The 17,891-nt window shown below is 66.2% G+C and carries 15 protein-coding genes; 9 read left to right on the top strand and 6 right to left on the bottom strand.

The features are described 5' to 3' along the window. The first annotated feature begins 46 nt into the window (after positions 1-46). Both SPHN_RS03555 and SPHN_RS03550 read left to right on the top strand, forming a co-directional pair. Positions 47-2,431 carry an FdhF/YdeP family oxidoreductase gene (locus SPHN_RS03555; protein WP_248521169.1) on the top strand — a complete coding sequence of 795 codons (2,385 nt, stop codon included), beginning with the start codon at positions 47-49 and terminating at the stop codon, positions 2,429-2,431. Next, entirely contained in the window at positions 2,428-3,216 is a 789-nt protein-coding gene (locus tag SPHN_RS03550; RefSeq protein ID WP_248521166.1) for a formate/nitrite transporter family protein, read from the top strand. The genes SPHN_RS03555 and SPHN_RS03550 overlap by 4 nt, the downstream gene beginning before the upstream one ends. 31 nt (positions 3,217-3,247) lie before the next feature. Here the strand turns inward: SPHN_RS03550 and fdhD are convergent, their stop codons facing one another. From fdhD to SPHN_RS03535, 3 genes are read right to left on the bottom strand one after another with little or no spacing between them, the layout of a single operon-like run. Continuing rightward, the gene (gene fdhD, locus SPHN_RS03545) at positions 3,248-4,039 is read right to left on the bottom strand and encodes a formate dehydrogenase accessory sulfurtransferase FdhD (protein WP_248521164.1); all 792 of its coding nucleotides are present in this window, start codon (positions 4,037-4,039) and stop codon (positions 3,248-3,250) included. After that, positions 4,036-4,521: a molybdenum cofactor guanylyltransferase gene (gene mobA, locus SPHN_RS03540; RefSeq protein WP_282580379.1), complete on the bottom strand. Its 486-nt coding sequence runs from the start codon at positions 4,519-4,521 to the stop codon at positions 4,036-4,038. Before mobA ends, fdhD begins: the two co-directional genes overlap by 4 nt. Before the next feature lie 26 nt (positions 4,522-4,547). Then, positions 4,548-6,836: an FdhF/YdeP family oxidoreductase gene (locus SPHN_RS03535; protein ID WP_248521160.1), complete on the bottom strand. Its 2,289-nt coding sequence runs from the start codon at positions 6,834-6,836 to the stop codon at positions 4,548-4,550. A gap of 126 nt (positions 6,837-6,962) precedes the next feature. Between SPHN_RS03535 and trxB the strand changes: the two genes are divergently transcribed. Beyond that, complete coding sequence (gene trxB / locus SPHN_RS03530; protein ID WP_248521158.1) at positions 6,963-7,931, top strand: thioredoxin-disulfide reductase; 969 nt, start codon at positions 6,963-6,965, stop codon at positions 7,929-7,931. Between the two features lie 133 nt (positions 7,932-8,064). Here the strand turns inward: trxB and SPHN_RS03525 are convergent, their stop codons facing one another. The 3 genes from SPHN_RS03525 to SPHN_RS03515 are packed head-to-tail and all read right to left on the bottom strand — an operon-like array spanning position 8,065 to position 9,805. Continuing rightward, positions 8,065-8,838, bottom strand: a complete 774-nt coding sequence (locus tag SPHN_RS03525; RefSeq protein WP_248521145.1) for a hydrolase 1, exosortase A system-associated — start codon at positions 8,836-8,838, stop codon at positions 8,065-8,067. Next, on the bottom strand, positions 8,826-9,497 hold the full coding sequence (locus SPHN_RS03520) for a hypothetical protein (protein ID WP_248521143.1): 672 nt from the start codon (positions 9,495-9,497) through the stop codon (positions 8,826-8,828). The genes SPHN_RS03525 and SPHN_RS03520 overlap by 13 nt, the downstream gene beginning before the upstream one ends. Before the next feature lie 29 nt (positions 9,498-9,526). Next, on the bottom strand, positions 9,527-9,805 hold the full coding sequence (locus tag SPHN_RS03515) for an acyl carrier protein (protein ID WP_248521141.1): 279 nt from the start codon (positions 9,803-9,805) through the stop codon (positions 9,527-9,529). Positions 9,806-9,898: 93 nt separating this feature from the next. Between SPHN_RS03515 and SPHN_RS03510 the strand changes: the two genes are divergently transcribed. From SPHN_RS03510 to SPHN_RS03485, 6 genes are all read left to right on the top strand, one after another. Further along, a complete protein-coding gene (locus tag SPHN_RS03510) occupies positions 9,899-11,572 on the top strand; it encodes an acyl-CoA ligase (AMP-forming), exosortase A system-associated (protein WP_248521140.1) in 1,674 nt (557 codons plus the stop codon). Continuing rightward, positions 11,569-12,795 carry a pyridoxal-dependent decarboxylase, exosortase A system-associated gene (locus SPHN_RS03505; protein WP_248521139.1) on the top strand — a complete coding sequence of 409 codons (1,227 nt, stop codon included), beginning with the start codon at positions 11,569-11,571 and terminating at the stop codon, positions 12,793-12,795. Before SPHN_RS03510 ends, SPHN_RS03505 begins: the two co-directional genes overlap by 4 nt. Before the next feature lie 171 nt (positions 12,796-12,966). After that, positions 12,967-13,611 (top strand): XrtA/PEP-CTERM system exopolysaccharide export protein, encoded by a 645-nt coding sequence (locus SPHN_RS03500; protein ID WP_248521137.1) that lies wholly within the window; start codon positions 12,967-12,969, stop codon positions 13,609-13,611. Positions 13,612-13,622: 11 nt separating this feature from the next. Continuing rightward, on the top strand, positions 13,623-15,146 hold the full coding sequence (locus SPHN_RS03495) for an XrtA system polysaccharide chain length determinant (RefSeq protein ID WP_248521134.1): 1,524 nt from the start codon (positions 13,623-13,625) through the stop codon (positions 15,144-15,146). Between the two features lie 6 nt (positions 15,147-15,152). Then, complete coding sequence (locus SPHN_RS03490) at positions 15,153-16,160, top strand: AAA family ATPase (RefSeq protein WP_248521132.1); 1,008 nt, start codon at positions 15,153-15,155, stop codon at positions 16,158-16,160. Next, entirely contained in the window at positions 16,160-17,881 is a 1,722-nt protein-coding gene (locus tag SPHN_RS03485; RefSeq protein WP_248521130.1) for a hypothetical protein, read from the top strand. Before SPHN_RS03490 ends, SPHN_RS03485 begins: the two co-directional genes overlap by 1 nt. The last annotated feature ends 10 nt before the right edge of the window (positions 17,882-17,891 follow it).

Genomic DNA, 17,891 nt, shown 5'->3' with positions numbered 1-17,891 from the left:
GCATTCGGGGCGCACGCGTCGGCCCGGCCTCACGGGAGATACGAGTATGCGTGACAAACGCTCTGATGGGCGCCCTGATGGGATCGCCGATTATACGGGTCCGGCCGGCGGCTGGGGCGCGCTGAAGGCGGTCGCCGTCTCGCTGAAGGCACAGCAGATCGTCGTGCGCGGCGGCCAGACTTTGCTCAAGTCGAACCAGCCCGACGGCTTCGATTGCCCAAGCTGTGCCTGGCCCGACCCGAAACACACCTCGTCGTTCGAATTCTGCGAGAACGGTGCCAAGGCGGTCGCGTGGGAATCGACCGCCAAGACGATCGGCGCCGATTTCTTCGCCGCGCATAGCGTATTCGACATCTGGCAGCAGAGCGATCACTGGATCGAGGACCAGGGCCGCGTTACCGAGCCGCTCCGCTACAACGCCGCGACCGATCACTATGAGGTCGTGAGCTGGGACGAGGCCATGCGCGGGATCGGCGCCGGCCTTGCCGCCGTGCCGGACCCGAACCAGGCGGAATTCTACACTTCGGGCCGCTGCTCGAACGAGGCGGCGTTCCTGTTCCAGCTGTTCGTGCGGATGTACGGCACCAACAACTTCCCCGATTGCTCGAACATGTGCCACGAGGCGACCTCGGTCGGCCTTCCCAAGTCGATCGGCATCGGCAAGGGCACCGTCAGCCTCGAGGATTTCGATCACGCCGACCTGATCCTCTCGATCGGTCACAACCCCGGCACCAACCATCCGCGGATGATGGCGACGTTGCGTGAAGTGTCGAAGCGCGGCGGGAAGATCATCGTTTTCAATCCGCTCAAGGAACGCTCGCTCGAACGCTTCGAATCGCCGCAGTCGGTGGTCGAGATGGCGACGATGTCGGCGACCCCGATCGCCAGCAGCTATTACCAGGTGAAGGTCGGCGGCGACGCGGCGGCGCTGAAGGGCATCGCCAAGGCGCTGGTCGCGCTCGACGAGGGGGCCAAGGCATCGGGCGGCGAGCCTGCGCTCGATCATGCGTTCATCGCCGAGCACACTGCCGGGCTCGACGACTATATCGCCGACCTCGCGACCACCGAATGGGCGGACATCGAACGCTCCAGCGGGCTCTCGCGCACCGACCTGGAAGAGGTGGCGCTCGCCTATTCGAAGTCGAAGGCGGCTATTTGCTGCTACGGCATGGGCGTCACGCAGCACCGCACCGGCACCACCAACGTCCAGCAGATCGCCAATTTGCTCCTTCTGCGTGGCAACATGGGCAAGCCGGGTGCGGGCATCTGTCCGCTGCGTGGCCACAGCAACGTCCAGGGCGACCGCACCGTCGGCATCACCGAGCGGCCGATGCCGATGCTGCTCGACAACATGCGCGACGTCTTCGGGTTCGAGCCACCGCGCGAGCACGGCCATTCGGTGGTCGAGAGCATCGCCGCGATGCGCGACGGCAAGGCCAAGGCGATCGTGTGTCTCGGTGGCAATCTCGCGATCGCCTCGTCCGATCCTCAGGCCTGCGCGGAAGGGTTCCGCAACCTCGATCTTGCCGTGCACATCACCACCAAGCTCAACCGCACGATGCTGTTGATGGCGAAGTCGACGTACATCCTGCCGTGTCTCGGCCGGACCGAACTCGACATGCAGGCGACCGGCCAGCAGGCGGTGACGGTCGAGGATTCGATGTCGATGGTCCACGCCTCGCGCGGCTTCCTGATGCCGCCGGGCGAGAACGTGAAGTCGGAGATCTGGATCGTCGGCGAGATCGCCAAGGCGACCTTCGCCGCCAAGGGCCGCGCGCCGATCGCAATCGACTGGGATGCCTATGTCGGCGACTACAGCCTGATCCGCGACAAGATCGAAGCCGTGTTCCCCGCGTTTGCCGACTATAACGCACGCATCCGCAAGCCGGGCGGCTTCCACCTCCCGAATTCTGCTGCAATGCGCGAGTGGAAGACGGACAGCGGCAAGGCCAACTTCATCGTCACCCAGGGCGTCGAGAAGGACGAGAGTGCGGGCGATCCGACCGTGTTGCGGCTGACGACATTGCGGGCGCACGACCAGTACAACACCACCGTCTACAGCCTCGACGACCGCTATCGCGGGGTGTTCGGACGCCGCGACATCCTGTTCATGAACGAGCGCGACATGGCACGGCTCGGGCACAAGGAAGGCGACGTCGTCGATATCGCCACCGCGCTTCAGTTTGCGCGGCCCGATCGTGTCGTCCAGAAGCTGATGCTGGTCCGTTACGCGCTGCCCGACGGCTGCGTCGCCTCTTATTATCCTGAGACGCAGCCGCTGATCGCACTCGAGGATCACGATCCGCAGAGCTTCACGCCTTCCTACAAATCCATTCCGGTGACCGTCCGTCCCGCGGCGGCCGACATGGGTTCGGATCGCGGCGTGGTGCGTGCGGGGATCGTCGGCCAGAAAAGCAAAATCGACGCATGAGCACCGGTTACACGTCGACGATCGACACTTACGCTACCCTCGCCGCGACCAAGGCGGCGGCACTGCGGCGCTCTCCGGCGGGGTTCTTCGCCGGCGCGATCCTTGCGGGTACGTATATCGGCATCGCGATGATCCTCGCGCTCAGCACCGGGTCGGGGCTTGATCCCGGCGTGCGCCCGCTGGTGATGGGGGCGACCTTCGGACTCGGGTTGATCCTGACCGTGTTCGCGGGCGCCGAGCTCTTCACCGGCTATGTGATGTATCTCGGCTTCGGTCTGGCCAAGCGGACGATCACCGTCGCGGACGCCGTGAAGCTGACCGTCGTCGTCTGGATCGGTAACCTCGTCGGCGGTGTGGTGCTGTCGCTCGTGTTTGCGGCCGGCGGCGGCGGCGCGATCTTCGCGAACGCCGACGCGATGTTCCATGGCTATGTTCAGCACAAGGTATCCGTCGACGCGACCGCGCTGATGGCACGTGCCATCCTGTGCAACTGGCTCGTCTGCCTCGCGATCTGGACGGCGGCCCGCATGACCGGCGATGCCGCCAAGTGCATCGGCATGGCCTGGATCCTGCTGGCCTTCGTGGCGGCGGGATTCGAACACTCGGTCGCCAACATGACCGCACTGACGCTGGGGCTGCTCGTCCCGAACGCCTCGATCGATATCGTGGGCGTGATCCGCAACCTCGCGATCGTCAGCGTCGGCAACATCATCGGCGGGCTGGTGTTCGTCGTCGGAGGCTATCTCGTTGCGGCCAAGACCGACGTCGTGACGGCCACCAAGTGACGCCTGCTTCGACTAGTCGCAGCGTCTGCGGCTAGTCGAAGACCTTCCAGGGATCGTTGACCACCAGGATCGCATCGCTGCGCGCGAGGGCGAGCAGCGTCAGGCCATGCGAGTGCGCGTGATCGATCGCGAGACTGGTCGGTGCGGAGATCCCGACCAGCATCGGCGCGCCGGCGATCAGCGCCTTGTCGACCATCTCGAAGCTGATCCGCGAGGTGACGAGGATGAACCCGTCGATCGCGTGCCCCTTTATCGCCAATCCTCCGACCAGCTTGTCGAGCGCGTTGTGGCGACCGACGTCCTCATAGGCGGCAACGACCTGGCCTTCGCGATCGCATGCTGCCGCCGCGTGAATGGCGCCCGTGGCGGCGTTGAGCGGCTGGTGCGCGCGCAACCCACCGAGTGCGGCAAACAACGCGCTGACAGGCGTGTCGGGCTTCGGTGGCGTTCCAGGGACAGGTTTGCGGAGCTGTTCGAGCCCGGAAATCCCGCACAGCCCGCAACTCGTGTCGCTGGTCCGATGGCGGATACGGTCGTGAATGCGCCCCTTGCACCGCTCGGACAGGCCGACCCGGACGATCCAGCCCGCTTCGGCCTCGAACACGTCGATGTCGCGCACGTCCTCGACGCTGTCGGCCAGCCGCTCGGTCAGGAGGAAACCGTTCGTGAACTCGGGCAGGTCGGCGGGCGTCATCATCATCACCGCATAGCCGAGTCCGTCGATCTCGATCGCGACGGGCACCTCGACCGCGATCGTTCGCTCTCCCGCCATGACCGAATCAGGGCGAAGGATCTTGATCGGCAATGTGCGAGAGGTCGTCATATGGCGGCGATGTCTTCCGGCGTATTGATGTTGGGGATCGGCGCGGGTGCAGCAATCGGCACGGCGCCGATCGCCTCCGCCCAACCGCGAACCGAGCGGCGTGGCGATGTCGCGATATGCTCGAGCAGAACCTCCAGCGACGCGGTGTTCCAATGGCCGAGCACCGGCGCATTCGGGCAATAGGCCGGCGCTCCCCGTGCGAGCGCCGCCAGCAAACCGTCGGGGAGCACCGGCATGTCGCATGCGATTGTCAGGACCGACGTGAAGCCGCGTTCGCCGGCATAGGACAGTGCTCCGGCGATCCCGCCCAAAGGACCGAGATCGGGGCCGGGGAGGTCGGCGACCGGGCCGTCTCTGCCAACGATGACCGTCGTATCGACGTACGGCACCAGCAAGTCTTGCGCATGCTCGGACAACGTGCGCCCTCGAAACATCGCCCGCGCCTTGTCCGAACCGAAACGTGACGATCGCCCGCCAGCCAAGACGACGCCGAGGATATGCGTGTCGGTCAGCGCGTCTTCTCGATCCGTACCGGCACCGATTTCGCCGCCGGAACATGGCTTTCGCGGGCATGGTGAGCAACCGGCATGAGCAGGTTGCTCTCGGGGTAATAGGCACCGACGCAGCCCTCGGGGATCGAGTATTCGACCACGCGCAGTTTGTTGAGGCGGCGATCCGAATTGCCGCCCGCATCGCCGACCAGGTCGACGTCGTCGCCGTCGGTGATCCCCATCCGGATCATGTCGTTCTTGTTCATGAACACGATGTCGCGCGTACCCTTCACGCCGCGGAAGCGATCGTGATAGCCGTACACGGTCGTGTTGAACTGATCGTTCGACCGCAGCGTCATCAAGCGGAAGCGGCCCTCCGCCTCCTCGAATCCGGTGACGTTGAGGGATTGCGGCACATTGATCTCCGCCTTGCCGCTCTCGGTCTTCCACTCTCGATGCGCTGCGGGAACGCCCTTCCAGAAGCCGCCGGGCGTGAACATCTGTTTGTTGAAATCCTTGAACAGGTCCGGATACGTCACTTCGATAGCATCGCGAACGCGCGCATAATCGCGTACCCACGCATCCCAGTCGAGCTTCGGATTGTGCGCCAGCGTCGCCTTGGCGATCCCCGCGACGATCGCCGGCTCGGACAGCAGCGTTTCGGCCGCCGGCGTGGCCTTGCCCTTCGAGCCGTAGATTTGGCTGAACGAATCCTCGATCGAGACGCTCTGCGGCCCGGTACCCTGCATGTCGGTCTCGATCCGGCCGAGACAGGGGAGCAGATACGATGTCTCGCCGGGCAGCAGGTGCGAGCGGTTGAGTTTGGTTGCGATATGCACGGTCAGGTCGAGGCCGCGCCATTTCGGCTCCATCCGCGCATGATCCGGGATAGCGCGAACAAAATTGCCGCCGAGACCGATGAACGCCTGCGCACTGCCGTCGAGGACCGCCTCGCACGCCTCGACCGTGTCCCAGCCCTTTTCGCGCGGCGGCTCGAAGCCATATTGCTCGGCGAGCTTGTCGAGCGGGGCGAGTTCGGGCTTCTCCGTGATACCGACGGTACGCTGGCCCTGCACGTTCGAGTGACCGCGGACCGGCCCCATGCCGGCACCGGGCTTGCCGATGTTGCCGCGGAGCAGCATCAAATTGACGACCATGTGGACGTTGTCGATCCCGCCGACGTGCTGGGTCAGCCCCATGCCGTACACCGCGATCACCGCCTTCGACTTGGCGTAGACCTTGGCGGCCGCCTCGATCTCGGCGCGGGGCAGGCCGCTCTCATGCTCGATCACCGACCATTCGGTCTTGCGCGCGACGTCGGCGAACGCGTCGAAGCCGGTCGTGTGCTCGGCAAGGAACGCCTGATCCAGCACGCGCAGGCCATCGATCCGCTGGGCGTGGTCGTCGGCCTCGATCAGGTATTTGCACATCCCCATGATCGCACCGACGTCGCCGCCGGTCTTCACTTGGTGATATTGCGAGGCGATCGGCGTCGACTTGCCCGTCACCATCTCGATCGGGTTCTGCGGATCCTGAAATTTCTCCAGCCCGCGTTCCTTGAGCGGATTGAACACGACGATCTCAACGCCGCGCTTCGCGCAATCGCGCAACGGATGGAGGAATCGGGGGCTGTTCACGCCGGGGTTCTGCCCGAAGTAGAAGATCGCGTCGCACTTCTCGTAGTCGGAGAGATGGATGGTGCCGACTGCCGAACCGATCGCGGACTTGAGGCCGACCGAGGTCGTCTCGTGGCACATGTTCGAGCTGTCGGGCAGGTTGTGGCTGCCGTACATCCGCGCGAGCAGGCTATACATGTACGACGTTTCGAGACTGGCGCGGCCGGAGGCATAGAAGATGACCTTGGTCGGGTCGTAGGTCTTCAGCTTGGCGCCGATGCCCGCGAACGCCTCGTCCCAGCTGCACGCGGTATATTTGTCGGTGGTCGGATCGTATTTCAGCGGATGCGTCAGGCGCCCGGCCTGTTCGAGGTCGTAATCCTTCCAGCCCAGCAGTTCGCTGACCGTGTGCTGCTCGAAGAATGCAGGAGTCACACGGAACGAGGTCAATTCCCATGCGGTCGCCTTCGCCCCGTTCTCGCAGAACTCGGCGACATGCGGGTGCGCTGGCTTGCCCCACGCGCAGCTGACGCAGGCAAACCCGTCCGGCTTGTTCTGCCGCGCGAGTTCGCGAATCACCTCTGGTCCGACCTTCTCGCGGGCGGAAATCTCGACGAGCGACTTCATCGAGCCCCAGCCGCCTGCTGGTGCCGTATAGTCCTCGATCTCTACGGTCCGGTCGTCGCTCATGCTCATCTCCGCTTTTGCCCTTCAACGAAGCGGCAAAGCTTTCGATGCAGGCGAGACAGATTTACCGGCGGTTCAAATCCTTGCACGCATCCCCTAGATGCAGTCTCGAATCTCCAAGGAACAATGATGACGACCCATACCACCCGCATGCTTATCCTCGGCTCGGGGCCTGCCGGGCTCTCGGCTGCGATCTATGGCGCGCGTGCCGGGATGGCGCCGATCGTCGTGCAGGGCATCCAGCCCGGCGGCCAGCTGACCACCACGACCGACGTCGAGAATTATCCCGGCTTCAAGGACGTGATCCAGGGCCCGTGGCTGATGGAGCAGATGCAGGCGCAGGCCGAGCATGTCGGCACGCGGATGATGTGGGACACGATCGTCCAGGTCGACCTGACCAGCCGCCCGTTCCGGCTGATCGGCGACAGCGGCGACGTTTACGAGGGCGACACGCTGGTGATCGCGACCGGCGCGCAGGCGAAATGGCTCGGGATCGATAGCGAGGAGCCGATGAAGGGCAAGGGCGTCAGTGCGTGTGCGACCTGCGATGGCTTCTTCTACCGCGGCAAGAAGGTGGCGGTGATCGGCGGCGGTAACACCGCGGTCGAGGAGGCGCTGTACCTCACCAACCACTCGCCCGACGTGACGCTGATCCACCGCCGCGATTCGCTGCGGGCGGAGAAGATCCTCCAGGAGCGGCTGTTCGCGCACAAGGGCGTGACGGTGCTGTGGAACAAGGAGGTCCGCGAGTTCGTCGACGGTGGCGGCAATGCAGGGTTGGTAGCGCTGGAGCTGGAGGACACCGTGACGGGCGAGCGCTCGCGTCTCGACGTCGATGGTGGGTTCGTCGCGATCGGGCATCACCCGGCGACCGAGTTGTTCCGCGGGCACCTGGAGCTTGATTCGGATGGGTACATCGCGGTCGAGACCGGCTCGACCCGCACCAATATCGAGGGGGTGTTCGCGTGCGGCGACGTGGCGGACAAGGTGTACCGGCAGGCAGTGACCGCGGCCGGCACGGGTTGCATGGCAGCGTTGGACGCGGAGCGCTTCCTGGCGGCGGCCGAGTTTGCGGAGCTTGCCGAAGCCGCTGAATAGGTTTCGCGCATCCCGTTACACTCACGCCAGACGTCATCCAGACGCAGGTCAGGACCCAGAGCCGCGAGCGCCCTCTTGCGTAACCCTGGGTCCTGACTTTCGTCAGGATGACGGGCGGGGGGGGCGCTGCTGCTTAGCCAGCGAGCGCGGTAACGATCTCGGCATAGAGCGCATCGCCGTTCTCAGCGCCGGCAAAGCTATGCGATGCCGTATCGAACCGCATTACCCGCGCCCCGCCGCGATACCGCGCGGCAAACGCCAGCGCGGTGGCGTCACGCACCGCGAGCAGGACGACGGCATCGTCCCCCCACGCGTCGATCGCATCGCCAACCCGCATCGCCAAGCCGTCCTTACCGGCCGGCGCGGTACGCGTGAGCTTCCCCAGCCCCTTCCCCAGTTTGCGGAGATTGATCTCCCCGCGGATCAGCCGATGCCAAGACCGGGGATCGCGCAGTCTCTCGGCATAGCGCGCCCGGATGGCGGCGGCGGGGGGGAGGTCGTCGAAGGATTCGATGATCCAGGGGTTAGCGAGGATGACCTTGTCGAACCCGGCCGATCGTCCGAACAGCGCGAGCGTGCTGGCGGCGTCGCAATTGCCGAAGCCTACCAGGCGGGTGATATGCGGGGCTGCGTGCCGGAACGCAGCAACCGCTGCGATCAGGTCGGGCTCTGCGCTCAGGAAGCCGCCATTGTGGCCTGTCGAATCGCCGACGCCGCGGCGGTCGTAGCGGAAGACGGGCGTGCCGGTGGCGGCGAGGCGTTGGGCGAGCATCGCCATCCCGCGATGCGCGCCGCTGCGGATTTCGTTGCCGCCGGAGACTATGAGAAGTCCGGTCGTGCCGGGTGCTTCGTCCAGCGTGGCGGCGAGCGTTTCGCCTTCGCACGTGAACCCGATCAGCCTTCGCATGATGCTATCCAGTGTGCGATATCGGCTGCAAGCTGCTGTGCCAACGCGATATCGCTGCCGGGTTCCGACCGGCGCCAGAGTGGCGATCCGGCGTAGGTCGCATGGGCGGCGCGGGGATCGGTGCCGAGGCGTACGACCCGGTATCGTCCGTCCTGGCACGGCACGGCATCTCGCAGTTCGGCGAGCATCTCCGGGAACAGGCGGTTGCCGGCGTACTCGTCCCCCCGGTCGGACTTACCCGCTGCGGCGCGGGTGCGTTCGAGGTCACGGATGAGATCGGCGCCGGTTTGTGGAGCGAGGTGCCAGCGGCCGGTAAGGTCGGCGTCGGTATCGAGTAGCGCGCCGCTTCTTATCGAAAACGCGTAGCTATGAGCGCCAAGCTGCTGTGTTAGTTCGCTATAGGCTCGGCGCTGCTCGGACAGCTTGGCATCGACGGTCGCGACGAGGCTCTCTCCGGTACCGGGGAAGTCCGGGAGTATGCTGCCGATGCCGTGATCCGCTAGCGCGCGCAGGATCGTGCACGTGAACTGCCGGGTCCGGTTCGCTTCCTCGAACAGGGGGAGGGCGGCGATGACGATCGGGCCGCTCTCGGGTCCGAACCGCAGCATCGCCTCGCAGCCCCCATTCCAGTCATATGTATCGAAGCGGAGGCCGGTCATTCCGGCGGAGGCTAGACCGCCGGTCAGGGTTAGACCAGCGCCTTGCCCGCGGCGAACTGGACGAGCGCGCCGAATGTCTCGAGCATCTCGCCGTCGATCTCGTCGTCCTCGATCAGGATGCCGAGCCGGTCCTCGAGTTCGGTGAGCACGCTTGCCACCGCCATCGAATCAAGCTCGGGCAGAGCACCGAACAGCGGCGTGTCGGCGGTGAACGTCGCGACTCGGTCGGCGCTGAGGCCGAGGATGTCGGAGAGGACGGCGCGTACCGTCGTTTCGACTTGGGAAGTACCTTCGAAGATCACGAGCATCGCCTGAACCGTTACGAACCGGGCCCCGCTAGCGTGTGGGGGTGAATTCGGCAACGGGTTCGCGCTAAGGGGGCTTGCCGCTATTAGGGCCCCATGATCGCGCTCGACCCCAAGCCATACCCTATCGACCACATCGCGCTGCGAGGTGCGCCCGATGCCGTTGCGCTGGTCGACAAGGCCGGCGCGATGACGTTTGCCGAGCTCGAGGCCGGGGTCGGGGCGCTGGCGGGGTGGCTTGCTGGACGGGGGCCGTCGGCGGGTGATCGGGTGGCGACGTGGCTGCCCAAGACGCGCGCCGCGTGCCTGATGCCGTTGGCGGCGGCGCGGGCGGGGCTGGTGCATGTGCCGGTCAATCCGCTGCTGAGACGGGCGCAGGTTGTGCATATTCTTGGGGATAGCGGGGCTCGGTTGCTGGTGACTCAGGGTGTGCGGGCTGGGACTTTGGACGCTGGGGATGTGCCGCACGATTGCGCGATCGTCGATGAAGTCGATCTTCCCTTGGCTCCCCGGCGAAGGCCGGGGTCCAGTTGGGAGGATCCCGATGGTGTCGCGCAACGTCCTGTCACGGTGGTCCTCCCAACTGGGCCCCGGCTTTCGCCGGGGAACCGCGAGCAAGGCCGTATCGGACCGTCCGACGCCGATCCCGACAGTCTCGCGGCGATCCTCTATACCTCGGGATCTACCGGCCGGCCCAAAGGCGTGATGCTGAGCCATGCTAACCTCTGGCTCGGTGCGATCTCGGTCGCGCATTATCTGAAGCTGGAGCCCGAAGACTGCGTGCTCGGCGTGCTGCCGCTGTCTTTCGATTACGGTCAGAACCAGCTGTTCTCGACCTGGGCGGCGGGGGCGTCGGTGGCGCCGCTCGATTATCTGGTCGCGCGCGACGTGGTGAAGGCGGTCGAGCGGGTCGGGGCGACGACGCTGGCGGGTGTGCCGCCCTTGTGGGTGCAGTTGCTGGAGGCGGAATGGCCGGCGGAGACTGCGGCGCGCTTGAAGCGGTTGACCAACTCCGGGGGTGCGCTGACGCCTCGGCTGGTGCGCGGGCTTCGGGAGCGGTTTCCGGCGGCGGATGTGTACGCGATGTATGGGCTGACCGAGGCATTCCGGTCGACCTATCTCGATCCCGCGCTGATCGATATGCATCCCGATGCGATGGGGCGGGCGATCCCGTTCGCCGAGGTTTCGGTGGTGAAGCCTGACGGCGCGCGCGCCGCGCCGGGTGAGGCGGGGGAGCTGGTGCACGCCGGGCCGCTCGTTGCGCAAGGCTATTGGAGGGATGCGGAGCGGACGGCGCAGCGGTTTCGGCCGGCGCCTGATGGCAACGGCATGGCAGTGTGGTCGGGGGATACCGTGGTCGAGGGCGAGGACGGTCTGTTGCGATTCGTCGGGCGTGACGACGAGATGATCAAGAGCGCGGGGAACCGGATAAGTCCGCTCGAAATCGAGGAGGCCGTGCTGGCTGGGGGGGAGGCGCGCGAGGCGGTCGCGGTTGGCGTTCCGGACGAGCGGCTGGGGCAGGCGATCGTGGTGATGCTGGCCGGGGATACTGGCGCGGAGGCGGGATTGCGGGCGCGGTTGCGGACGGCACTGCCTAGCTTCATGCAGCCCGGCGCGTATCTCTGGCGGGACGAATTACCGCGTAATGCCAATGGGAAGCTGGACAGGTCTGCCATCGCGTTGGAGGTGAAAGCTTGTTCCCCCGCGAAGGCGGGGGTCCAGTCTGGGCCCCCGCCTTCGCGGGGGAACAAGGAAGGGAGCGCGTCATGAAACCGATGGGTGCCCTTCCGCCGGAGTTCGTTCAGCAAGATGGCCTCCTGAAGATCGGCGGCCGGCTGGCCGACGACTGGGTTGCCAAGGCCGGCGACACACCGCTGTTCGTCTACGACATGGCGATCGTCGCCGCGCGCATCGCACGCTTCAAAGCAGCGATGCCCGCGATCGATCTTCACTACGCGATCAAGGCTAATCCGCATGCCGACCTTCTGACCGCGATCGCGCCGCTGGTCGACGGGCTCGACGTCGCGTCGTCGGGCGAGCTCGCCAAGGCGCTCGCGGTCAAGCCAGCGGCGTCGATCAGTTTCGCCGGGCCCGGCAAGCGTGACGACGAACTCTCCGCAGCGATTTCCGCCGGCGCCACGCTCAACGTCGAATCGGAAGGCGAAGCGGCGCGGGCGTTCGCGATCGGCGACCGCCTCGGCGTTCCGCCGCGCATGGCAGTACGCGTGAACCCCGATATCGAACTCCGCGGCTCGGGCATGCGGATGGGCGGACGGGCGTCGCCGTTCGGCGTCGACGCAGTGCGCGCGGCGGCGCTCGTCAACGCGATCGTCGGCGCAGGTGCGGACTGGCGTGGCTTTCATATCTATGCCGGTAGCCAGGCGCTTGATCCCGGCGCGATCATCGAGACGCAGGCCGCCACGATCGCGCTCGCCGCGCGGTTGGCGGGGGAGGCCGGCGCAGCGCCCCCGCTCGTCAATCTGGGCGGTGGCTTCGGCGTGCCCTATTTCGCTGGCGACGTGGCGCTGGATATCGAGCGTGTCGGCAGTGCGCTGGGTGAAGCACTAGCATCCCGCCCGCCAATTCTCGCCAAAACACGGTTTGCGATCGAACTCGGTCGCTGGCTTGTCGCCGAGGCCGGCGTCTATCTCACCCGCGTGATCGACATCAAACACAGCCAAGGCGAGACCTTCGTCATCGTCGACGGCGGACTCAACCACCAGCTCGCCGCGAGCGGCAATTTCGGCACCGTCGTCCGGCGCAACTATCCGCTCGCGGTCGCCGCTCGCATGGGCCAGGACGCAACCGAAACCGTCTCCGTCGTCGGCCCGCTCTGTACTCCGCTCGACCGCCTCGGCGACAAGGTCGCGCTGCCGCCGGTCGAGATCGGCGATCTGATCGCGATCTTCATGGCCGGCGCATATGGCGCGAGCGCCAGCCCGAGCGCGTTTCTCGGGCATCCAGCGGCGATCGAGATCGTTACTGCTCCATAGCCTGTCGGTCCCATGTCCCGATCTGGGGCCATTGCCGGTCGGGAGCATGGTTACAGGGCGCTCCTAACGCTATCTTCACCTGTTCCTTGCATAGCCGAGGCTGAGTTTAGCCGACCGCCGGGCAACCGACGGCCGGCGTCCCGCCAGTGTGGCTCCAGGAGAGAAGTGCCCATGCGTTCCGGACCGGTATCGAAATCCCTGCTGGCCCTCGGCCTCGTCGGCACGACGCTATCAGCGTGCACGAGCACCGGCGGCCGTCCCGAACTGCCGCCTGCCGCCTATGTCGCGAACCAGGAACTGCCGGGCGAGGAATACGTCATCGGGCCGCTCGATCAGCTGAACATCTTCGTCTGGCGCAATCCCGAACTGTCGTCGAAGGTCCAGGTGCGTCCCGATGGCCGCATCACCACGCCGTTGATCAACGACATGCCCGCGGTCGGCAAGACCCCGGCAATGCTCAGCGACGACATCAAGAAGGCGCTCGCGGCCTATATCAAGGACCCGATCGTCTCGGTGATCGTCGAGAATTTCAGCGGCACCTATAGCCAGCAGGTCCGCATCGTCGGCGCGACCGAGAAGCCCGCCTCGATCCCCTATCGCGCCAACATGACGCTGCTCGACGCGATGATTGCGGTCGGCGGGCTCAGCCAATACGCCGCGGGCAACAAGGCACGGCTGGTGCGCTACGATCGGACGACCGGCAAGCAGACCGAATATGGCCTGCAGATCGGCAATCTCCTCAAGAAGGGCGATTCGTCGGCGAACGTCCGGCTCGAGCCGGGCGACGTGATCATCATCCCCGAATCGATGTTTTGAGGGACGCCGGGATGAACGGGATCTACGACGAGGTGCGCATAGCACTGCATGCGATCTGGACGCGGCGCTGGCTGGCGCTGGCGGTGGCGTGGGGCGTGTGCGTGCTCGGTTGGCTGGTCGTGTCGCAGATCCCGAGCCGCTACGATTCGACCGCGCGCGTGTTCGTGCAGATGCAGACGGTGCTGCCCGCGGGGATGGACGGCGTGCCGCAGAGCGTGCCGATGACCGTCGACACGATCCGCACGACGCTGATTTCCGCGGTGAACCTCGAAAAGGTGGTGCGCGGCACCGATCTCGCCAACACCGGGTCGAGCGACCGCGACGTCGCCGACCGCGTCGCCGCGCTCGCGCCGAACATCAAGATCGTGTCGCAGCAGGATAATCTGTTCCAGATCACGACGAGCGCGGCGAGTCCGAAGCTCGCGCGGCAGATCACGCAGAAGCTGATCGACCTGTTCGTCGAGCAGAATCTGGCGGGCGATCGTTCCAAAACGACGCAGAGCCTGACCTTCCTCGACCAGCAGCTCGCGGCGCGGCAGAAGCAGCTTGCCGACGCCGAGGCCAAGCGCGCCGACTTCCAGAACCGCTATCTCGGCGCGCTGCCGGGGACCGGATCGGTCAGCGACCGGATCGGCGCGGCGCGCTCGCAAATGGCGCAGGTCGATGGCGATCTCGCCGCTGCGCAGTCGAGCCTTGCCGCGGTGCAGGGACAGATGGCGGGAACCCCGGCGACGGTTGCCGGGGCGGGTGGCGTTGCGGGCGCCGCGGGACCGGCGCGCGCGCGCCTTCAGGCGATCCAGGGCCAGCTCGCCGATGCCCGCGCGCGCGGCTATACCGAGAATCATCCCGATGTGGTGGCGCTGAAGAGCCAGCTTGCCGCGGCGACGGCGGCGGCGCGCAGCGAGCCTCTCGCCGGTGGCAGCGGTGCCGGCAGTGCGCAGAACCCGCTCTACGCGTCGCTCCAGTCGATGGTCGCGGATCGTACCGCCACGGTCGCGTCGCTGCGGATGCGGCGGAGCCAGCTGCAGAGCGATCTCGACCTGCTCAATTCGAAGCTGACCGGGGATCCCGAGGTTGCGGCCGAGCAGGGCTCGATCGATCGCGATTATCAGGTGCTCAAGGATCAGTACGACACGCTGCTGCGGCAGCGCGAACAGACCGCGCTGATCGGCCAGGCGCAGTCGCAAAGCGACAACGTCAAGTTCAGCGTGATCGATCCCCCGACGATGCCGAGTACGCCGAGCGCACCGAACCGAATGCTGCTATTGACGGGCGTGCTGATTGCGGGACTCGCGGGCGGGATTGGTGCGGCGTTCGCCATGGGGCAGTTGCGGACGACATTCCCGACCAGTTCGCGGCTCGAAAAGGCGGCGGGGATGCCGGTGATCGGATCGATCGGCGAAGTCGTGACGCGCGTGCAATCGAACCAGCGCCGTCGCAAGTTCAAGCTGTTCCTGGGCGGCACCGCCGCACTGGGCGCCGCCTATGTCCTGTTGCTGGGGGTCGAGATCCTTCAGCGCGGGCTGGCGGCATAAGGGGGTATGGCCGTGACGAAACCTGATCGCGAACCCTCGCTGCTCGAGCGCGCAGCCAAGGTGTATGATTTCGGCGCACATGCCCGGGCACGCACCGGCGTCGTGCCGCCCGTGCTGCCGGAAACGCCCGTCGCCGACACACGGGTTGTTGCGACCGAGCCCGTTACGGCGCCGGCGCTCGATTTTACCGATGCGACGTTCCTTGCGATCCCCGAGGAACTGCGCGCGCCGGTCGGCGACGAGTTCACCGATGAAGTTTATTACCCCGAAGATTCGGGCGACACTGCGCGGATCGATCGCGGGATGCTCGCCGGCAATGGCATGATCGTGCCGGGCGCACCGGTCGGTCCGCTCGCGGAGGAATTCCGCCTGATCAAGCGGCAGTTGCTGATCGCCAGCGCGCGCATCGCCGAGAGCGACAGTCCCGACAAGGCGCGGATGATCCTGGTCTGCTCGGCCCGGCCCGAGGACGGCAAGACGTTCTGCGCGATCAACCTCGCGCTCTCGATCGCCGCCGAGCGCGATACCGAAGTGCTGCTGGTCGATGCCGACGTCGCCAAGCCCGATATCGTCAAGCAGCTGGGACTGATCGACGGTCCCGGCCTGCTCGATGCGCTGGGTGATTCGCGGATCGATGTCGAGGATATGGTGATCCATACCGACGTGCCGCATCTGTCGATCCTCCCCGCGGGCACCAAGACCGCGATGGATACCGAACTGCTCGCCAGTGCGCGCACGAAGGTAGTGATCGCTCGGCTCCTCGTGGCTAATCCCCGTCGGATCATCATCATCGATTCACCACCCGCACTCGCTGCGTCCGCCGCGTCGGTGCTGGCGATGCGCGTCGGCCAGGTGATGCTCGTCGTCCGCGCCGATCGCACGCCCGAAAGCGAACTGCGCGCCGCGGTCAACATCCTCGATGGGTGCGAGCACATCCAGCTCGTCCTGAATGCCGTTTCGTTCGTCCAGGGCGGCGCGCGGTTCGGCAGCTATTACGGCCAGGAGAGCTCTTGATGACCGGGCCGATGATCAGACCGACGGTGCGCGCACGCGTACTGGCCGGCGTCGCGGCCACGGTCGTCGTGGCGGGCACCTTGTCCGGCGCGACGCCGGCGATCGCGCAGACCGACGCGCCGCCGCCGGCCACGCTGCCATCGTCGGGACCGGAGACGGCACGTCGCGTCACCATCAACCCGTATGTCGAGGCCAGCCAGACGCTCGCCGCCGACCTCAACGGCGGCGACGTGCTGACCTATACCAGCCTCGCCGCGGGCGTGGATGGGGCGATCCAGACGCAGCGCGTCACGGGTCAGCTCAGCTATCGGTATGAACGCCGGTTCGGCTGGGGCGACCGGCTGGGCGACGACGACGTGCATTCCGGACTTGCCCGGGTCGATGCCCGCGTGACGCGCAACCTGACGCTCGAAGCCGCCGGCATCGCGACGCGCGCACGCTCGGACATCCGTGGTGCCGCGCCCGGCCTGCTGGTCGGCAACGTGAACAACGTCAGCCAGGTCTATGCGGTCTACGCCGGGCCCAGCTTTACCACCACCGCCGGCCCGGTCGTCTTCGACGCGAATTACCGCCTGGGCTATACCAAGGTCGAGACGCCTACTTTCGGCGACACCAGCATCGGCGGGCGGCGGCTGGATTATTACGACGATTCGATCGGCAATACCGCCACCGCTCGCGCGTCCGTCGCGCCTGGTCTGGTCGCGCCGTTCGGCGTCACGCTGAGCGGCGCCTATGACCGCGAGACCGCCAGCCAGCTCAAGCAGCGCTACGAGGGCTATTACGGCCGCGGCGACATACTCCAGCCGGTTTCGCCCTATGTCGCGCTGACCGCGGGCGTCGGGTACGAAAAGATCGAGACGAGCCAGAAGGACGCGCTCGTCGATGCCGCGGGGACGCCGGTGCTCGACCGCGATGGGCGGTTCGTCACCAACGAGGCTTCGCCGCGGCGCGTCGCCTACCGGACCGACGGCCTCTACTACGATGCCGGCGTGATCTGGCGGCCCAATCGCCGCACTTCGGTCGAAGCCCATGTCGGCAAGCGCTATGGCTCGCTCAGCTACACGGGTACGGCGACCTATCAGGCCTCCCGGTCGGTCGGCCTCGCGGTCAACGTGTATGACGGCGTCCAGACCTTCGGCCGTCAGCTCCGCACCGGTATCGGCAATCTGCCGACCAGCTTCCTGACCGGCAACCAGCAAGGTTTCGGCCAGCAGTTCAACGGCTGCGTGTTCGGCTCCAGCGGCGCGCAACCCGGCGCCTGCCTCACCGACGTGTTCCAGTCGATCTCGACCGCCAGCTACCGCGCGCGCGGGATCGACGGCGTGATCGTCGCCACCCGCGGTCGATCACGCTGGGGAGCAGGCGCGGGCTATGCCAACCGCAAGCTGTATTCGCCGAACGTCGCGCCGGGGCTGGTCGTCACCGGCCTCGAGGATCAGAGCTATTATGGCCAGCTATTCTATGCGCGGACCCTGACCCAGGTCTCCGGCGTTAACGCGGACCTGTTCGTCAACTATTACGATCCCGGCGTGGCCAATATCGCGGCGGCGGACGTATCGGGCGACGACGGTGTCTGGTCGTATGGCGCGACCGGAAACTATTACCGCAATTTCGGACGGCTCGGCACCACCGCGTCGCTCGGGCTTTACAGCTTCAAGGTCGGTGACCTCGACAGCGACTGGTCGGCGCAGGCGCTGGTCGGTGCGCGATATCAGTTCTGAAGGCGAGAGC

It is taken from the genome of Sphingomonas faeni, from assembly GCF_023195535.1.
Taxonomy (GTDB): Bacteria; Pseudomonadota; Alphaproteobacteria; order Sphingomonadales; family Sphingomonadaceae; genus Sphingomonas; species Sphingomonas faeni_B.
The sequence above is the reverse complement of the archived record's forward strand: the minus strand, read 5'-3'. Positions and strand labels throughout refer to the sequence as shown.